Source organism: Pseudomonas sp. S2_F07 (assembly GCF_054668325.1).
In genome coordinates, this window is record NZ_CP162758.1 from 86,893 (window position 1) to 104,167 (window position 17,275).

A 17,275-nucleotide genomic window follows, 5' to 3' on the forward strand; every position below is an offset into this window, starting at 1 on the left:
CACTGCTCGTTGCGTCTGTTCGTAGCTTAATTTGTTCTGTCATCCTTGTTCAGACGCTTAAGGATGTTGTTGTACATTTTGGTTCGTCTATGAGTTTTATCATAGCCACCAGCCGCTGCAACAGTGCCGGCCTGAATGTGATCCAGATAACTGAAGATTTTACGCGGCGATATCATCTCTACGACATAACCCAGCGCGGTCATGCGGTCCTGAAGAGTATAGCCAGGCACGCGATCATCCATCGAAAAGTGCATGTTGTGCTGTTTTACAAGTTTGCAGTTCCACAATGTGCAGAAGCTTTTCAAATAGACTTCTTTGTACGGCTTTGGTTCTCTTGAACGCAATCCCATGGAGATTTTCAGGCGTCTGAAGTGATGCTTGAATAGTCGTGAGCTAAAGCGCCACGCAGTTCTCATGGTGCCGCGGTTTATTTGCTCGACACAACCGACGGCCACGACGTTTGGATTTTTCAGGCATTTATTCAGCATCATCGAAAATACATTTTTGTCGAAAACAAATGTATCGGTGTGCATCAGGAATAAATAATCGGTGTCTATTCGCTCCAAGACAAGGTCAAGTGCCTTGCCATGCGCAATATGTCCCGCTTCTGGTTCGGAAATAGAGCGCTCGATCAAGTTGATCCAGTCAAGAGTTCGTAAATACTCAGTGCTCTCGTCGGCGGAATAGTTATCAACTACCCATACTGGAACGCTGTTGCTGCCAAAATGCTGGTGTAATAAGTCCAGGCATATCTTGGTGATTTCTGGTGTTTTGTAATTTACTATAACTATGCTGAAGGCTTTGGGGCTTTCAGTCAGTAAATCAGGGTTGTTCATCGTTCAGGTGCTCAATGTTATTTTATTTGACTGTATGAATGAATGAACTTTTATACGTTTTTTGCTTGTTTGCCGCGCAAAATCTTGCATGGCCTTAGAGCACAATTTGTTAAGTCGCATTCTCATGCATAGTAACCACGGACTGCTCAGGCCCGATGGAGAGCAGTAGAAACGGACTTCATCGTATAAGGATCTGCCCTGCAGGTAAACATTTTGACTTGATTCGTTACATCAGGGGGCTGCTCAGGCCAGCCTCCCAAACAGGGCGTCATGCGCCGAATACCATGCGCCGGTTGAGCGTGGGTGGGGTTCGTTCTGCAACTCACTGCTTGTAGCCAATCTGGCGCAGCAAGTTCTTGCGCCACAGGATGTCTTCATCGCCTTCGATGTCGTTGGCACAAAAGCCATCCACTACGCCCAGGATTGCTCGCCCTTGCTGCGTTTCAGCGAGGATCACTTCGGTTGGATTGGCTGTTGCACAAAAAATACGGCATACCTCTGGAACCATTTTGATGGTGTTCAACACGTTCAACGGATAGAAACCGTCGCCCAGGAAAATGATGAAGCTATGGCCTGCGGCGATGGCTTTCGCATTCTTTTGTGCAAGTTCAATCATTGAGTTATCGGTGCCGGACCATCGCACCAGGCATTTGCCGGAGGCTTCACAAAAGGCCATGCCAAACTGGATCCCTGGCACGGTATTGACCAGCGCTTCGTGGATGTCCTCGACGGACTTGATGAAGTGCGTCTGTCCCAGAATGAAGTTCGTCACATCCGGCTTTTCGATTTTCAACGTGATGAGTTGCATTTCAAACGCCTCCTTTCACGGGTTGCCAGGAGAGCCTGGCAACAAACCAAGCATAGCCACTCATTTGCTATTGCCGCGTCCTCTTTCTGCTTTTGGCCGACTGCTCAACGCATGCCCCGGACCGGATACCCGGTCGTTGACACTTGGGCTGACAGGGCTAATCTAAGTGGTGTGGGAATATTTCCCACGCAAAGATTCCAGCTGGCTCCGAGGGATCGTACGGAAACCGCAGTGGTTCATTGTTGCTGCAGATTTATGGCCGTGCCGGTTGGCGGGCCGCTCCAATGGGCGGCCGGGAACTCACTGGACATTGCGTTCGATACGGAGGTGAAAACGCAACTCCAAACGGAGGTGCATCATGCTGCTCAAGAAATGTTTGTTGGCTCTGGCAATAGGCGGGGTCCTGTCGGCATCGACTGTCCTGGTGCCCGATTACATCAGTAGTTTCTCCAGCGTGTATGCCAAAGATGGCGGTAGCGGCGGTGGTGGTAGCGGTGGAGGCGGTGGCGGTCACGGCGGTGGCGGCGGTTCCGGCGGGGGTGGTCACGGTGGTGGCGGTGGCTCCGGTGGTGGCGGTGGTTCCGGAGGCGGCGGTCACGGTGGTGACGGCGGCGGAGGCGGCCACGGTGGCGGTGGCTCCGGTAGTGGAGGTTCTGGAGGCGGTGGTCACGGTGGCGACGGCGGCGGCCATGGAGGAGAGGGTGGCGGTCATGGTGCAACAGGCCATGACGGTGACGGTCGTGGAGGTCCGGGGCGCGGCGACGCTGACCATGGTGGTGTAGCCGGGAACAAAGGCCCGGGCAAAGCGCATGACAACGACGATGACCATGGTGGAATGGCCGGAAACAGAGGCCCAGGCAAAGCAAAAGACAAAGACGCGCGTGACAACGATGATGACAACGACGCGGATAACGCCGCAGATGCAGCCAGGGAAGCTGCAGAAGACGCCGGTGACGCTGCAAGGGAAGCCGCGGAAGACGCCAGGGACGCTGCCAGGGAAGCCGCGGAAGACAGGGGCGTTGCCAGAAATGACGCTGATGTAGCCAGAGACGCGGCCAAGGCTGATGCAGACGCAGCTCGGGACGCGGCCAAGGCTGATGCAGATGCAGCCCGGGACGCCGCCAGAGCTGAGGCGGATGCCGCCCGGGATGCCGCAAGAGCTGCTGGCGTACCGCGCGCAGATGCAGATGCAGCCAGAGACGCTGCACGTGCCGCCGCGGATGCAGCCCGTGACGCCGCCAAGGCCGACGCGGATGCTGCCAGAGACGCAGCCAAGGCCGACGCAGATGCTGCCAGGGACGCAGCCAAGGCCAAGGCGAACGTAGCCAGAGAGGCTGACAAAGCAGTCAAAGAGGCTGACAAAGCCAAGGCGAAGGCTGCCAGAGAGGATGTAGCGGATGCGCCGGATGCCCCGGACGCGCCGGATTTCGACACGGTTGAGGTAGAGAACTAGGCCCGCACGTTCGATGGCGAACACCACGGGCATACCCGTAGATTACGTCCCGGGCGTTTGAGGGACGTATCGTCAAAGCGTCGCAAGCCCTGAAGAATCACGGGGCTTGCGACTTTTTTTCGACTTCGTGTCTTTGAAATTTCCTGCCGCAATACCGCTCATTCATAGTGGTTTATGCGAAATCCCGTGCGTTGCTCCGGGTTTTTTGCACGAATCTTCACGCCTGTCGCTCGTATCATTTCTCCCGGAAACCACCGTGAGCATGGCGATGACAAAAAACACAGCGTTGTGGGACATCAGTCCACCCTTGAGTAGCGAGACACCGACCTGGCCGGGTGACACGCCCTTCCAGGAGGAGCGTGTCTGGACCTACGGTCCCGAGTGTCCGGTGAATGTCGGACGCATCACCCTGTCGCCCCATACCGGCGCCCACGTCGATGCACCGCTGCATTACAGCGCCGACGGCGCGGCGATTGGCGAGGTCGGGTTGGACGTCTATATCGGCCCTTGCCGTGTTTTGCATTGTCTGGACAGCGGCGAGCTGGTGCAGCCGGGGCAACTGGAAGGGCGTTTGCACAATGTGCCCGAGCGTGTGCTGCTGCGAACCTATCGACAGGCACCGCTGACGACCTGGGATTCGAATTTCACGGCGGTTGCCAAGGAAACCATCGACCTGCTGGCGAGCCTTGGCGTGCGCTTGATCGGCATCGATACGCCGTCACTGGACCCGCAGCAATCCAGGACCATGGACTCCCACGGCGCCGTGGCCCGCCATCACATGGCGATCCTGGAAGGCATCGTGCTGGACGAGGTCCCGGAGGGCGATTATGAACTGATCGCCTTGCCGCTGCGGTTCGCTCATCTGGATGCCAGTCCGGTCAGGGCGATTTTGCGGCCGTTGAGTACTTCACAACCCATTCATCAGATCTGAAGGGGGCGCCAGCCTGGCGCCCCCTTCGGGTGAGCGGTGTCAGGCATTACTCTCGGTGAATTTCTCGTAGTACAGCTGCACGTTGTCCAGTGCCTGTGCCAGCAGCCAGGTCTTGATCGACTCCACCATCGGCGGCGGCCCACAGACGTACATATCGACCTGGCCATCGCGCAGTTCCGCGACGTCGAAGTGTTCGGCAATGTATCCGCGCTTGCCGGTCCAGTGCGGCGACGGTTCGCTGACCACCTCGGTGTAGCGAAACCCAGGGATGCGTTGTTCATACGCCTGGATACGCGCCTGTTCGCACAAATCGGCCGCATCGCGCACGCCGTAGTACAAGTGCACGGGTTGCTCGCAGCCGCGTTCGGCGAGTTCGTCGAGCATGCCCAGCAATGCCGAAAGACCGGTGCCACCGGCCACCAGGATCAACGGCCTGGCGACGTGTCGCAGATAAAACGCCCCCAGCGGTGCCTCCAGGGCAATTTCGTCCCCCACCTGGCAGCGTTCGCGGATGTAGTTGCTCATTACGCCATCGGGAAGCAGGCGAATCAGAAACTGCAGCTCATTGCTGGCGCTCGGCCGATTGGCGAACGAGTAGGAGCGCTTGTTTTCGGTTCCCGGAATCAACAGCCGGGCGTACTGTCCGGGCAGGTAATCCAGCGATTGCCCCGCATTGCCCAGGTTCAGATGCAGGATCGCCGTGCTGGCCGAGACCTGTTTGACATTGGTGACTGTTGCCCTGAGTTGATCGGGGCCGGCGGCGTTGCACAGGCTGGACGCGAAGTCGAAGTAGAACGCCGCGTCGGATTTGACCCGTGTCTGGCAGGTGAGCATTTTGCGTTGTTGCAGGTCCTGGCTGGAGAGGGCTTCCTCATCCACATAGTCCTGGCTGTAATCGCCTGATTCGCATCGCCCCTGGCAGGTTCCGCAGACACCTTCGCGGCAATCCAGAGGAATGTTGATGCCATTGCGCAAGGCAGCGTCGAGCAGGATTTCGTTGGGTTGTACGGGAAAGAACAGCGTTTTGCCGTCGGCAAAGCTGAACGCGACCTTATGGTTCATGCCCCGGTCTCCTTGGATTCACAGGTGGTAGAAGTCGAGTACCGAGTTGATGGTGTCGTTGAGCAGCAACACATGCTTGCGGGTGATCAGCCAGCTATCGGCGTGGGGCTTGAGGTGATAGGTCGCGCGGCCGAAAAACTGCTCGGCCGTGGCCAGGCGGTAGTACAGCGTATGCCAGTTCAGGCGCACCTCCAGCTCGCCATTTGCAAGCTCGCCGATTCGCACGTTGCTGATCTGATGCAGGGTGCGCGGCATCGGCGTCGAGGACGCGGACTTGCCCGTACGCAGGCGGAACACACGGTCTTCCAGGCCTGAACGGTTGGGGTAGTAGATCAGCGACATTTCGCGCTTGGGGTCACGGGTGTAGACGTGTTCGGAGTCCCATTGCGGCAAGTGGAACTCGCTGTGCCCGGCGAACAGCTGGAGGTAGGCATCCCAGTCCTGGGCGTCGCACAGTTCGGATTTACGATAGAAAAACTGTTCGATCTGGTACTGCAATTGCGCATTCATCATTGCACCTCACGGAGTTTCAGGGATTTGGCGTCCAGACCGTCCAGCAGGAATTTCTGCCAGTTGCTGTGCTGGTTGACGTACAGCCCTTCGTGGGTGAATTCGGTGCCGGTCATGGCCGGGGCAATGCCGATCGCCTCGCTGTTGGGCGTGGCGCCGCTGGCCCAGCGGTGACTGCCGCGGGATATGTCGCTCCAGCGCTCCAGGCGTGCCTGGAAACCACGCTGGGCTTCACGGAACTCCACCAGGTCATCCGGTGTGCCCAGGCCCGAGACGTTGAAGAAATCCTCGAACTGGCGAATGCGGTTTTCGCGGTCGGCGTCCGACTCGTTCTTGACCCCCAGGCACTGGCTGATGATTTCGGTCTTGTTCCACGCCACCGGGCGGATGATGCGCAATTGCGAGCTGATCTGATCGAGGAAAAACAGGCTCGGATAGATGTTCAGGTTGCGCAGGCGATGCATCATCCACTCGGCCTTTTGCTGGCCGTGTTCTTCGATCAGTCGCGGCATGATGGTCGCGTAGCCGGAGCGTACCGACGGGTTTGGCATGTCGCTGAACAGCAGGCTGTGTCCGTTATCGAACGCGAACCAGCCATCATCGGTATTGGCGTCGCCGGCGCCGAGCTTGCTGTAGTCGAGGGTGCCGCTGGCGGCGGTGCCGTTCTCGCTGTTGACCTGCTGGCGATGCTGCACCGTGGCCACGTAGTTGTAGTGCACTGTGCTGACGTGATAACCGTCGAGGCCGTTTTCGTTCTGCAGTTTCCAGTTGCCGTCGTAGGTGTACGCCGACTTGCCGGGCAGCACTTCCAGCTCACCGGTCGGCGACTGGGCGACCATCATGTCAAAGAACACTTTGGCATCGCCGAGGAAGTCTTCCAGGCTGTTGTCGGCCTGCACATCAAGGCTGATGAAGACGAATCCCTTGTAGCTCTGGATACGCGCCTTTTTCAGGCCGCGGGTAGCTTTGTCGAAGCCTTCCGGGTACTCGCCCGGCGCCTTGACCTTGACCAGGCGGCCATCGCTTTTGTAGCACCAGGCATGGAAGGGGCAGGTGAAGGTCGACTGGTTGCCCTTGCCGACGCGGGTCAGCGTCGTGCCGCGATGCTGGCAGGCGTTGATCAGTGCATTGAGCTGACCGTCACCGTCGCGGGTGATGATCATCGGCTGGCGGCCGGCGCGCAGGGTCACGAAGTCGTGGTTGTTGGCCAGCTCGCTTTCGTGGCAGGCGTAGATCCAGTTCTTCTCGAAGATCATCTCCATTTCCAGATCGAACAACTGCGGCTCGGTGAACATGTCCCGGGCGATGCGGAATACGCCTTCTACGGGGCGGAAGTCCAGGCAGCTTTCGATGAACGTTTTCCATTGCTCGACGTTTCTTTCGCCACTCATGAGGTGTACCTGTTTTTATTGGGGCTAATCGGTACGTCATTAGAGGGAGTGGGGTGTGCCTGGGTCTATCCGCTTTGTGGGCGAAGGCAGTCCGTAAAATTGGTGGGTTCCCAAAAGATCGCAGCCTTCGGCAGCTCCTACATCGGACGCGTGTAATTGTAGGAGCTGCCGCAGGCTGCGATGCTGGCGATCGCGCGCGCGCCGGGTAACAACAGCGTGTGATGGGCTGGGCAGCAACTACCCAAACCACGCACCAAGTGATAAACGGCTGCACCTGTCTGCAGCAATCAGGTACTGTTTTGCGAGGCCGCGAATGCGATTTGATAGTCGTGTTATCCACTTAATTGGCGATTGCTATCCACTGGGTCAGCGCCGTCTTCTAGTGGCTTGGAACTTGCCTTTGCAAACCGTATACGCGCCGTCAGAGCGCGCTGAAAAAAAACCTTGAGTGCACCTTGATGAGCAACAACGTCGATCCGCAATTTCGCGACATTCGTGTCGACAGTGATGACCTGGAGGCCGCCAGAAGCTGGATGTCCGGTATCTGCGGACCCCATCGGCTGGTGAGCGCGAACCCCGAGCGGATCCGCTTTCATCACAACGCCAACATGTTCAAGTCGATGGCCACCACCCTGGGCACCATCGAATACGGTACCGATGTCACCATCGATATCGAGGACGCCGAGCACTTTCGCAGCTACAGCCTGAGCTTGCCGCTGGTGGGCGAACAGGAGCTGAGCAAGGATGGCAGCGTGGTCAGGTCGGACCGCGATCAAGGGGTCATCATTTCCCCCAATGAAAACCAGCTGCTGGCGATTTCCGGTGACTGTCGCAAGGTCCAGGTGGTGATTACCCGAGTGGCGATGAGCGAGGCGCTGGAGGGGATGTTGCAACGGCCCCTGGATGCGCCGCTGCGCTTCGAGCCGGTGATGGATGCGATCGATGGGCCGTCGGCGTCGTGGTGGCGCATGGCGCGCTATTTCATCGACGAGATGGAGCGCAGCAGTGAACTCTTCGAGCAGGTGGCCTTCACCCGGGACATTGAAAGCTCGCTGATCAAAGGCTTGATCCTCGCCCAGCCGAACAACTATTCGCAGGAACTGCGGGACGCGCTGGGTGTGAAGTTGCCGCACTACCTGGTCAGGGCCCGGCAATACATCCACGACAACGCCCGGGAAGCGTTGCATCTGGAGGACATCGAAGCCGCGGCCGGCGTTTCGCGCTTCAAGTTGTTCGACGCGTTCAAGAAATACTTCGCCCTGTCGCCGATGGCCTACCTGAAAAAGTATCGCTTGAACGCCGTGCGCCAGGAGATCCTCGAGCACGGCACGGTGCGTAGTATTTCCGGGATCGCCATGGGCTGGGGCTTCATGCACCTGGGGCGTTTTTCCACCGAGTACCGCAAGCTGTTCGACGAAACCCCGAGCATGACCTTGCAACGCAACGAAGCCCGACGCCAGCAGGGACTTTGACGGGCCGCCCCGGCCTTACTTGCGTAACACCAGATCAAGCAACTGCTCGCGCTCCTTGATTTTTTGCAGGACGATTTCCGAACGTATGTCGGTGACGCCGGCGGTGCGGTTGAGGTGATTGACGATGAAATCCGAGAAGTGCTTGAGGTTGCGGGCCTGGACCCGCAACACATAGTTGCTCGCCCCGGTGATGACATACGCGGTGACCACCTCCGGCCACTGCTGAACCTTCTTGATGAAGGTCTCGTGCCAGTCCTCCACGTCCTGTCGCAACGACACATGGACGATCGCTTCCAGCTCAATGCCCAGCCGCTCGGCATTCAGCACCGCGCGATAGCCGGTGATGATTCCCTCGCTTTCCAGCAGGCGTAAACGTCGCAGGCAAGCCGAGGGTGACAGGGCGACTTTCTCTGCCAGTTCCTGATTGCTGATACGGCCATCCTGTTGCAATTGATGCAGGATCCGCAGGTCTGTCGAGTCGAGATTCATGGTTTGAATAAATCCGCGTTTATTGGCTTTAGATTCGAATATTCTGCGAAATAATTACTACATGGTCGGTTACTTTGCACGAAAATTCTTCAAAGGTTCGTTCATTATCTCTCCACCGAAAGGCAAGTGAATTGCCTGGTGCCGGTCAGTTAGGCGTTTGAACACTGCAGTCCTTGTGGGAGCGAGCTTGCTCCGGGCGGCGATCCGACGATTGCGTCGGGTCAGTCAACATTGATGTTGAACATTAAGCCCCCATCGCGAGCAAGCTCGCTCCCACAGATTTCGAGTGTTTACTGATCAATATCAGGCGAATCGCCTTTATTCAGGGCGCCTGAACCGGCTGCTGCAACCTGCCCGGATGGCGTCGCATAACAAAAAACAGGACACTCGATGACGACAAGAAACAGTTGCCTGGCGCTTGATGCCCAGGACGCTCTGGCACCCCTGCGCCAGCAGTTTGCGCTCCCCGAGGGCGTTATTTATCTCGATGGCAACTCCCTGGGCGCGCGGCCGGTCGCTGCATTGGCGCGGGCGCAAGCGGTGGTCGCCGAGGAATGGGGCAATGGCTTGATTCGCAGCTGGAACAGCGCCGGCTGGCGCGAGCTATCCGAGCGTTTGGGCAATCGCCTGGCGGGTCTGATCGGCGCGGGGGAGGGTGAAGTGGTGGTGACCGATACCACCTCGATCAACCTGTTCAAAGTGCTGAGCGCTGCCTTGCGCGTACAGGCCACCAGGTCGCCGCAGCGGCGAGTGATCGTCAGCGAATCGAGCAACTTCCCCACCGACCTGTACATCGCCGAAGGCCTCGCGCAGATGCTGCAACAGGGTTACACCCTGCGCCTGGTCGACAGTCCTGAAGCGTTGCCGCATGCGATTGACCAGAACACGGCGGTGGTCATGCTCACCCACGTCAATTACAAGACCGGCTATATGCACGACATGCAGGCCCTGACCGCGCTGACCCACGAATGTGGTGCGCTGGCCATCTGGGACCTGGCCCATTCCGCTGGCGCGGTGCCGGTTGATCTGCACCAGGCGGGTGCCGACTACGCCATCGGCTGCACCTACAAGTACCTCAATGGCGGGCCGGGCTCCCAGGCCTTTGTCTGGGTTTCGCCGCCGTTGTGCGATCTGGTGCCGCAGCCGTTGTCCGGCTGGTTCGGCCATTCACGGCAGTTCGCCATGGAGTCGCATTACGAGCCGAGCAGCGGTATCGCCCGCTACCTGTGCGGCACCCAGCCGATTACCTCATTGGCGATGGTCGAGTGCGGCCTGGATGTGTTCGCCCAGACCGACATGGCCAGCTTGCGCCGCAAATCCCTGGCCCTGACGGACCTGTTCATCGAATTGGTCGAGCAGCGTTGCGCGGCCCACGAACTGAAGTTGATCACACCCCGTGAGCACGCCAGGCGCGGCAGCCACGTCAGCTTCGAACATCCGCAAGGTTATGCGGTGATCCAGGCCCTGATCGAGCGGGGCGTGATTGGTGACTACCGTGAACCGCGCATCATGCGTTTCGGTTTCACCCCGCTGTACACGACCTTCACCGAAGTCTGGGACGCGGTACAAATCCTCGGCGAGATCCTCGACCGGAACACTTGGTCACAAGCGCAATTCCAGGTTCGCCACAGCGTGACCTGAACCCTCCGACATCCGATTCCTGCCGCAGGAGTTTCTCGGCGGCAGGGCTTCGGCCGCCGGCAATAACCAGTTCTGCAATCACAATAATAAGGAGCACGCAGAATGAAACTGTCCCTCTGGCCCGCCTTGCCGCTCGCCATCTCCAGTTGCCTTGGCCAAATGGCCTGTGCCGCCTCCGACAACGGATTTGTCGAAGACAGCAGCCTGACCCTGACTAACCGTAACTTCTATTTCTACCGCAATAACCTCAACAACCCGGGCGGGCAGAATTATCGGGATGAGTGGGCCCACGGGATCATGCTCGATTACCGCTCCGGCTACACCCAGGGAACGGTGGGTTTCGGGGTCGATGCCTACGCGCAGTTGGGCCTCAAGCTCGACAGTGGCAAGGGACGCACGGGTACGGGTTTACTGCCGGTCGATGCCGATGGTCGCCCCGAGGATGAGTACTCCGAAGCGGGTGGCGCGGTGAAGGCGCGGATTTCCCGGACCGAACTCAAGTACGGCAACCTGACCCCGCTCAACCCGGTGTTCGGCACCGGCAATGCGCGACTGTTCACCAGCAGTGCCACCGGCTTTCAACTGACCAGCAATGAACTCAAGGCGTTGCAACTGGACATCGGTCATTTCACCGCCGGCAACGACAGTAATTCGACCAATGCCAATGGCGCGCTCAAAGCGCTGTACGCCGGCGTGGAAACCCGCAGTGTCGATTATCTGGGCGGCAGCTACGCCCTGAGCGATCAACTGAGTGTCAGCCTCTACGGTTCACAGTTCACCGACATCTGGCGCCAGTACTACGGCAACGCCAACTACACCCATGCCCTTGGTGAAGGCCAGTCGCTGAACCTGGATTTCAACATCTACCGCACCAACGACAGCGGCCAGAGCCTGGCCGGCAGGATCGACAACACCACCTGGTCGCTGTCCACCGCGTACAGGTTCGGTGCCCATCGGTTGACCTTGGCGTACCAGCGGGTCGATGGCGACGAGCCGTTCGATTACCTGGGGTTCGATCAGCAACCGGGTACCTCGATTTTCCTCGCCAACTCGATTCAGGTCCTCGACTTCAACGCCCCCAACGAACGCTCCTGGCAACTGCGTTATGACCTGGACATGGCGCCTTTCGGGGTGCCGGGCCTGAGCTTCATGTCCCGCTACGTCAGTGGTGACCACATCGATGACAGCCATTATGACGGTGGCCCCAATGGCGCCTACGGACGATACGGCGATGACGGCAAGCGCTGGGAGCGCGACATCGAGGCGCGCTATGTCGTGCAGTCGGGCAAGGCCCGGGACCTTTCAATCCGCGTGCGTCAGGCCAGTGTGCGTTCCACCGCGCAGGTCGCCCGCGCCGATACCACGGACAACAACGAAGTCCGGGTGATCATCGAGTATCCACTGAGTATTTTCTGATCCGTGTCCTGCTGTGCGTGGCTGATCCCCACTGTTAAACCCACGACGTGCTCTTCAAGAAAGACAAAATCCAGAGGACATAAAAATGACCGATAACTCCGGTTTCGAAACGATATCCAAGCGTGAACACGGCCTGCGGCGTCAGTTGACGTCGGGGCAAATGAGCATGATCGCCATTGGCGGTGCAATCGGCACCGGGCTGTTCATGGGCAGCGCCTATGCCATCGGCTATGCCGGGCCGAGCGTATTGCTCAGCTATGCCATCGGCGCAATCATCACCTTGCTGCTGATGGGCTGCCTGGCGGAAATGACCGTGGCCCATTCGACCTCGGGTTCGTTCGGTGCCTACGCCGAATTTTATGTCAGCCCGCTGGCCGGGTTCCTGGTGCGCTATGCCTACTGGGCGGCGATTGTGCTGGCGGTGGGCACGGAAGTGACGGCGGTGGCGATGTACATGAAGTACTGGTTCGCCAACGTGCCGGAGTGGATATGGATCGTCTCGTTCTCCAGCGTGCTGATCGTGCTCAATGCCATCAGCGTGAAGACCTTCGGCACCTTCGAGTACTGGTTCTCGACCATCAAGATCGGCGCGATTGTCGGTTTCATCATCCTGGCGGTGTACGTGGTGTTCGGTTCCGGCAATCCGCAATACGGCGTGCACAATTACACGGCTCACGGCGGCTTTTTCCCCAATGGTCTGCAAGGGATGTGGATCGCGGTGATCGTGTCGATCTTCAGCTACCTGAGCGTGGAGATGATCGCGGTGGCGGCCGGTGAGGCAAAAGACCCGGAACAAGCGGTGAAGAAAGCCTTCCGCGGGACTATCGTGCGCCTGGTGGTGTTCTACCTGCTGACCCTGGCGTTGATGCTGGCGATCGTGCCTTGGGTCCAGGCTGGCCATGCCCAGAGTCCGTTCGTCACGGTGATGCAAGCCATCGGCATTCCCGGCGCCACCGGCGTGATGAATTTCGTGATCCTGATTGCGGCGTTGTCAGCGATGAACAGCCAGTTGTACATCACCACGCGCATGATGTTCAGCCTGTCCCGCGCCGGCTACGCGCCAAAATCCATGGGGGTATTGAGCAAGACCGGGATCCCGCTGAACGCGCTGTTGCTCTCCAGTTCGGGTATCGCCCTGGCGACCTTGCTCAACATCCTGTACCCGGAAAGTTCGTTCACCTTGATGATGGCGATCTCGATGTTCGGCGCGATCTTTACCTGGTTCATGATCTTCCTCACACACTTCTGTTTCCGTCGTTTTCACGAACGCAACGGCAACCGCAAACTGTCGTTCCGCATGCGCCTGTTTCCCTACAGCACATTGCTGGGGCTGGTGCTGATGGGGGCCGTGATGATCACGACCTACTTCACTGAAGCCTTCAAGATGACCCTGGTGTTCGGCGTGCCGTTCCTGCTGGTGCTGTCGATTGTCTACGGTGTTTTCTTCCGCAAGACCAGGGGCGTTGCGGCGCTGAGTGCGCAAGCCAGACTCTAGCCTGAGGGTCGTGCCGGGGCGGCGCACTTAATACTCGTTCTCCCATCGCCTTTATTTCCCGGGGTGTCATCCCTCGAGTTCTTCGGGGGAAACCACCCAGATGCTGCACGGCATTTTGTAAAGCAGGTGTTCCACGGTACTGCCGATCAAACGCTCCATCGCGCGATGCCCCACGCGGCCCATGACAATCACGTCGATGTCATAGGCATCGGCGAAGCTGCACAGCACCCTGGCCGGGTCGCCCATGATCATGTGCTGGTTCTGCGGCGGGATGCCGTTGCGCTCGGCCAACTCGCCGAAGGCCTCGCCCTGCATGTCGAACAGGGTCTTGGCTTTGCTTGAAGAGAAAAACGCCGAGCCATTGCTAAAGCCAAATTCGTCGGCACTGATCGAAGACAGGTCATGGGCATAGACGACATCGAGTTGGGCGTTGCAGGTGCTCGCCAGTTTCGACGCTTCGCGCAAAATCCTGTCGTTGAAACCTTCGTACTGGCCATCACGATGGAAAGGGTCGACGGCGGCAACGATCCTGCGCGGCAGTGCGTGATGCATCTGGCTGACAAAATGCAGAGGCACCGGGCACTCGCGTAGCAGATGAATATCGAGGGGGGTGAACATCAGCCGCGACAGCAGCGACTCGTGTTCCAGTTCCTTGATCAGAACAGCCATTTTGGCCTCTTCAAGATGAATCAGGATTTCCTGCAACGGGTTATTGACCCAGACCACTTCGGTCGTGACGTGCACGCCGATCTTGCGTAACGGCCGGGCCTGTTCTTCGAGCCATTGCTGGTGGCGTTCGACATAGCCCAAACGGATTTCTTCGCGCGCCTGCTCGTTCACCAGACCCGCGGTCACCAGGCCTTCCAGGTAATCAAACGCAACGATGTGCAGTGCAGCTCCCGAGGCCTTGGCCAGGGCGGCAGCCCGGTCGAAGGCCGGGCTGTTTTTCATGAGCGGTGAGACGACCAGCATGAATCTTGATGGCTCGGACATGACAAATCTCCCGTGGCGATTGCGTCTGCTCATTTGAGAGGCTGCATTCAGGCAGGAACACCTTGCCTGGATCTTGAGACGACGCACAGAGATGAGTTTGATCTTTATCAAGCAGTCGCTTGACCGGAATACGCTCCCGACGTGCGGTGGGCACGGCAGGTCCAAACACGGATTTGTTGACCATTGTCAAACCTTCGCCTGCCAGCCCGGTGCAGTCTCGGGAGCAGGGTCATGAAGGTCGCAATTACACTTTGAAGTTAAAGCATGTCTCCAGCTTTAACGGAGGTTGACGATGAACATTGATATTACCGAGCAACGGGTTCCCCATTGCTGGGTCGTGCACCTGGATGCCCTGGAAGTCAATTTCAATAGCCAGGAAGCTGCCAGTAGCTTTGTCGGCCAACTCAAGGCACGTATCGAGGCACCTCATGTCTGGCCAGTGACTGTCCGCTCGGCGGCAAGCTGTCGAACTGTCCCGGCCCGGGAACAGGAGGTTCGTTTCGACCTCGTGGAGTGACGATACCGACCACGCCTGTCCATATACCCGGGTACCGAGGTGTCCTATGTCTAATGCTCAGCATGTACTGTTGATCGCCCCCCCGACCATGACCCAGACACCGGCATTCGATCGCGCCGGCGCGTTGGCTCGCGCCATGCAATTGCCCCTGCATATCGTGGCATTCGATTATTTTCAGGCCCTGGCGGTAGCCGGTCTGTTCGCCCCCGAACAAATAAGCGCGGCCAGGGAGGGCTACCTTCAAGCCCATCGACAGTGGCTTGTGCAGCAAGCTGAAAGGTTGAGCATGCACGGCGTGAAGGTCACCAGTGAGGTCGCGTGGGTACAGGCTCCTTATGCAGAGATCGTGCATTTTGTCAGCGAGATGCCCTTGGCGCTGATCATCAAGGGTGCTCAACAGGAGTCTGCCTTGAAACGGGTGTTCTTCTCGGCGCTGGACTGGCAATTGCTGCGCGATTGTCCGGTGCCGGTGCATCTGGTGACTGACGACCGCAACCCGCAGCCGCACAACATTTTGGTCATCGTCGATGTATTGCGCAGCGAAGAGCAGGACCTGGTGTTCAACGATCGGATTGTCGCTGCCGCGAAGAAACTGGCGTCAGTCTGCGAGGCCCGGCTTGAGCTGGCGCACGTGTATGACTGGACGGCCGCGTATGTCCAGGATATGGGCTTTGGCGCGTTGCCTCTGGCCACCGGGATTTATGAAGCCCTGGGAACGGCTGAGCGCGAAGCGTTTTCAGCTTTAGCCGAGCGCCACGGGGTGCCACCGGCGTGTCGCCATTTCATTGAAGGTGCGCCGATCCCGAGTATTTGCGAATTTGCCACCGGGCACCACACGGACGTCATTGTGATGGGGACCGTGCAGCACAAAGGGTTGAGCAAGCTGCCGGGAAGTACCGCTGAGCAACTCCTGCATCGGGCACCTTGCAGCGTGCTGGCAATCAAACCGGGCAGGATGCTGCAGTCCTGAAGATCATTCGCCCCGCGACAAGCTGTTGGCCAGACTCTCGCGGGGCAACTTTTTACAGGTAAAGCCGGTGAATGACCTGCTGACTGTCATCCGGATCATTGTGTGTGTGTCGAAACCCAGGTATCGGGCCAGTTCGCGCATCGGCGCATTGCTGGAGGCGTCCACCGAGTCCATCTGGATTGATGCAAGCGTGCGGCTCAGGTCTTTTTTACGCCGGTGGCCGTGCTTTTATCTGATCTGGATCAGGAACCTGTCATGGCGGTGTTCATTCGCTTGTGTTTGATTAAAATCAAGCAGGGGGTGAGGGTTCGGACGCAGTCTTGAGCATTGCCGGTACTTCAAGACCGGAGCTGAGCCGAGGTGTGTGATGGGGCAATATCAACGTTTACTGCTGATCGCCGATCAAACCCTGCACCAGTCCCCTGCCACGTTGCGTGCCGTCGCACTGGCCAGGGCCAGCGGTGCCGCACTCGACGTGCGGGCTTTTGTCGAGCCGGTGCCGATGGTGCATTTGTGGGAGGAGAAAACCGACGATGCAGGGCAGCAACGTTATTTGCGGCGCTATCGCCGTTGGGTGGCCGATGAAGTTGAACGGTTGAGCGACCAGGGGCTGCAAGTGACGGTCGATGTGGTTTTCACGACCCACCCGTTGCTGGACATTCTGAAGACTGTCGCCGACCTCGATCCCGATCTGTTGATCAAGGATGTGACTCTGGAGCCAATGCTCAAGCGAGTATTCATCACCCCGCTCGATTGCCACCTGCTGCGCGAATGCCCGATCCCCGTGCTCCTGGTGAACCAGGCCCGCTACGGCTTGCCGCACCGTGTTGTAGCGGCAGTGGATCCGTTCGATCCTTCAACGCAAATCAGCGGCCTGAACGACACCATCATCCAGACCGCCAATGCGTTGGCCCTGCAATGTGATGCCCCCTTGCATCTGCTTTACGCCTATGACTTGTCGCCGGCTTTCAATGGTGATGCACCGCTGGTCAGTGGTGGATGGGCCGGGGACTTCATCGAGGATCTGCGTTCGTCCTTGCACCTGGCGTTTGTCAATCTGGCGGATCGCTACAACGTGCCACCGGAGCGTCGGCATTTCGTCATGGGCCCGCCGGTGCCGGCCATTCGAGAGTTTGTCGAGGCGTATCTGGCGGATGTAGTGGTGATGGGCACTGTGCATCGGGTCGGAATCGACCAGTTGATTGGCAGTAACACGGAACGGGCGCTGTACTCTGTACCAGGTAGCATTCTGGCTGTCAGGCAGTGAGCCTCATGTTCGTCAAGCGCCGAT

The 17,275-nt window shown here is 58.5% G+C and carries 17 protein-coding genes and 1 pseudogene; 10 read left to right on the forward strand and 8 right to left on the reverse strand.

Annotated features, from left to right (window positions below; translation table 11 throughout):
* Positions 1–26: 26 nt before the first annotated feature.
* Entirely contained in the window at positions 27–836 is an 810-nt protein-coding gene (locus AB4O40_RS00430; RefSeq protein WP_223542281.1) for a glycosyltransferase, read from the reverse strand.
* 322 nt (positions 837–1,158) lie between these two features.
* Positions 1,159–1,644, reverse strand: coding sequence for an adenosine-specific kinase (locus tag AB4O40_RS00435; protein WP_223542282.1), 486 nt, complete (start codon positions 1,642–1,644; stop codon positions 1,159–1,161).
* 458 nt (positions 1,645–2,102) lie between these two features.
* Between AB4O40_RS00435 and AB4O40_RS00440 the strand changes: the two genes are divergently transcribed.
* From AB4O40_RS00440 to kynB, 3 genes are all read left to right on the forward strand, one after another.
* Entirely contained in the window at positions 2,103–2,426 is a 324-nt protein-coding gene (locus AB4O40_RS00440) for a hypothetical protein (RefSeq protein ID WP_460058205.1), read from the forward strand.
* Positions 2,427–2,479: 53 nt separating this feature from the next.
* On the forward strand, positions 2,480–3,097 hold the full coding sequence (locus AB4O40_RS00445) for a hypothetical protein (RefSeq protein ID WP_460056740.1): 618 nt from the start codon (positions 2,480–2,482) through the stop codon (positions 3,095–3,097).
* 268 nt (positions 3,098–3,365) lie between these two features.
* The gene (gene kynB / locus AB4O40_RS00450; protein WP_056723141.1) at positions 3,366–4,028 is read left to right on the forward strand and encodes an arylformamidase; all 663 of its coding nucleotides are present in this window, start codon (positions 3,366–3,368) and stop codon (positions 4,026–4,028) included.
* 39 nt (positions 4,029–4,067) lie between these two features.
* On the opposite strand, the gene antC is transcribed toward kynB, so the two are convergent.
* From antC to antA, 3 genes are read right to left on the reverse strand one after another with little or no spacing between them, the layout of a single operon-like run.
* Positions 4,068–5,090 carry an anthranilate 1,2-dioxygenase electron transfer component AntC gene (gene antC / locus AB4O40_RS00455; RefSeq protein ID WP_056723013.1) on the reverse strand — a complete coding sequence of 341 codons (1,023 nt, stop codon included), beginning with the start codon at positions 5,088–5,090 and terminating at the stop codon, positions 4,068–4,070.
* An 18-nt stretch (positions 5,091–5,108) separates the two neighbouring features.
* Positions 5,109–5,600 (reverse strand): anthranilate 1,2-dioxygenase small subunit, encoded by a 492-nt coding sequence (antB, locus tag AB4O40_RS00460; protein ID WP_056723011.1) that lies wholly within the window; start codon positions 5,598–5,600, stop codon positions 5,109–5,111.
* Positions 5,600–6,991 carry an anthranilate 1,2-dioxygenase large subunit gene (gene antA / locus AB4O40_RS00465; protein ID WP_056723009.1) on the reverse strand — a complete coding sequence of 464 codons (1,392 nt, stop codon included), beginning with the start codon at positions 6,989–6,991 and terminating at the stop codon, positions 5,600–5,602. The genes antB and antA overlap by 1 nt, the downstream gene beginning before the upstream one ends.
* 458 nt (positions 6,992–7,449) lie before the next feature.
* Here antA and AB4O40_RS00470 point away from each other — a divergent pair, with 458 nt between their 5' ends.
* Complete coding sequence (locus AB4O40_RS00470) at positions 7,450–8,463, forward strand: AraC family transcriptional regulator (protein WP_056722997.1); 1,014 nt, start codon at positions 7,450–7,452, stop codon at positions 8,461–8,463.
* Positions 8,464–8,478: 15 nt separating this feature from the next.
* Here AB4O40_RS00470 and AB4O40_RS00475 read toward each other — a convergent pair whose 3' ends face one another.
* Entirely contained in the window at positions 8,479–8,952 is a 474-nt protein-coding gene (locus AB4O40_RS00475; protein WP_056722993.1) for an Lrp/AsnC family transcriptional regulator, read from the reverse strand.
* 390 nt (positions 8,953–9,342) lie between these two features.
* Here AB4O40_RS00475 and kynU point away from each other — a divergent pair, with 390 nt between their 5' ends.
* The 3 genes from kynU (at position 9,343) to AB4O40_RS00490 (ending at position 13,504) form a co-directional block, all read left to right on the forward strand.
* Positions 9,343–10,593, forward strand: a complete 1,251-nt coding sequence (gene kynU / locus AB4O40_RS00480) for a kynureninase (RefSeq protein ID WP_460056733.1) — start codon at positions 9,343–9,345, stop codon at positions 10,591–10,593.
* A 102-nt stretch (positions 10,594–10,695) separates the two neighbouring features.
* The gene (locus AB4O40_RS00485) at positions 10,696–12,009 is read left to right on the forward strand and encodes an OprD family porin (protein ID WP_056722989.1); all 1,314 of its coding nucleotides are present in this window, start codon (positions 10,696–10,698) and stop codon (positions 12,007–12,009) included.
* Between the two features lie 85 nt (positions 12,010–12,094).
* The gene (locus tag AB4O40_RS00490; protein WP_056722987.1) at positions 12,095–13,504 is read left to right on the forward strand and encodes an amino acid permease; all 1,410 of its coding nucleotides are present in this window, start codon (positions 12,095–12,097) and stop codon (positions 13,502–13,504) included.
* A 66-nt stretch (positions 13,505–13,570) separates the two neighbouring features.
* On the opposite strand, the gene AB4O40_RS00495 is transcribed toward AB4O40_RS00490, so the two are convergent.
* On the reverse strand, positions 13,571–14,497 hold the full coding sequence (locus AB4O40_RS00495) for a universal stress protein (protein WP_223541861.1): 927 nt from the start codon (positions 14,495–14,497) through the stop codon (positions 13,571–13,573).
* 292 nt (positions 14,498–14,789) lie between these two features.
* Between AB4O40_RS00495 and AB4O40_RS00500 the strand changes: the two genes are divergently transcribed.
* On the forward strand, positions 14,790–15,014 hold the full coding sequence (locus AB4O40_RS00500; RefSeq protein ID WP_056722983.1) for a hypothetical protein: 225 nt from the start codon (positions 14,790–14,792) through the stop codon (positions 15,012–15,014).
* A 46-nt stretch (positions 15,015–15,060) separates the two neighbouring features.
* Positions 15,061–15,984, forward strand: a complete 924-nt coding sequence (locus AB4O40_RS00505; RefSeq protein ID WP_223541862.1) for a universal stress protein — start codon at positions 15,061–15,063, stop codon at positions 15,982–15,984.
* A 52-nt stretch (positions 15,985–16,036) separates the two neighbouring features.
* On the opposite strand, the pseudogene AB4O40_RS00510 reads toward AB4O40_RS00505, so the two are convergent.
* Positions 16,037–16,161 (reverse strand): annotated as a pseudogene (locus tag AB4O40_RS00510) (GNAT family N-acetyltransferase); the annotation flags it as partial.
* A 190-nt stretch (positions 16,162–16,351) separates the two neighbouring features.
* Between AB4O40_RS00510 and AB4O40_RS00515 the strand changes: the two are divergent.
* Entirely contained in the window at positions 16,352–17,251 is a 900-nt protein-coding gene (locus tag AB4O40_RS00515; RefSeq protein ID WP_223541863.1) for a universal stress protein, read from the forward strand.
* The last annotated feature ends 24 nt before the right edge of the window (positions 17,252–17,275 follow it).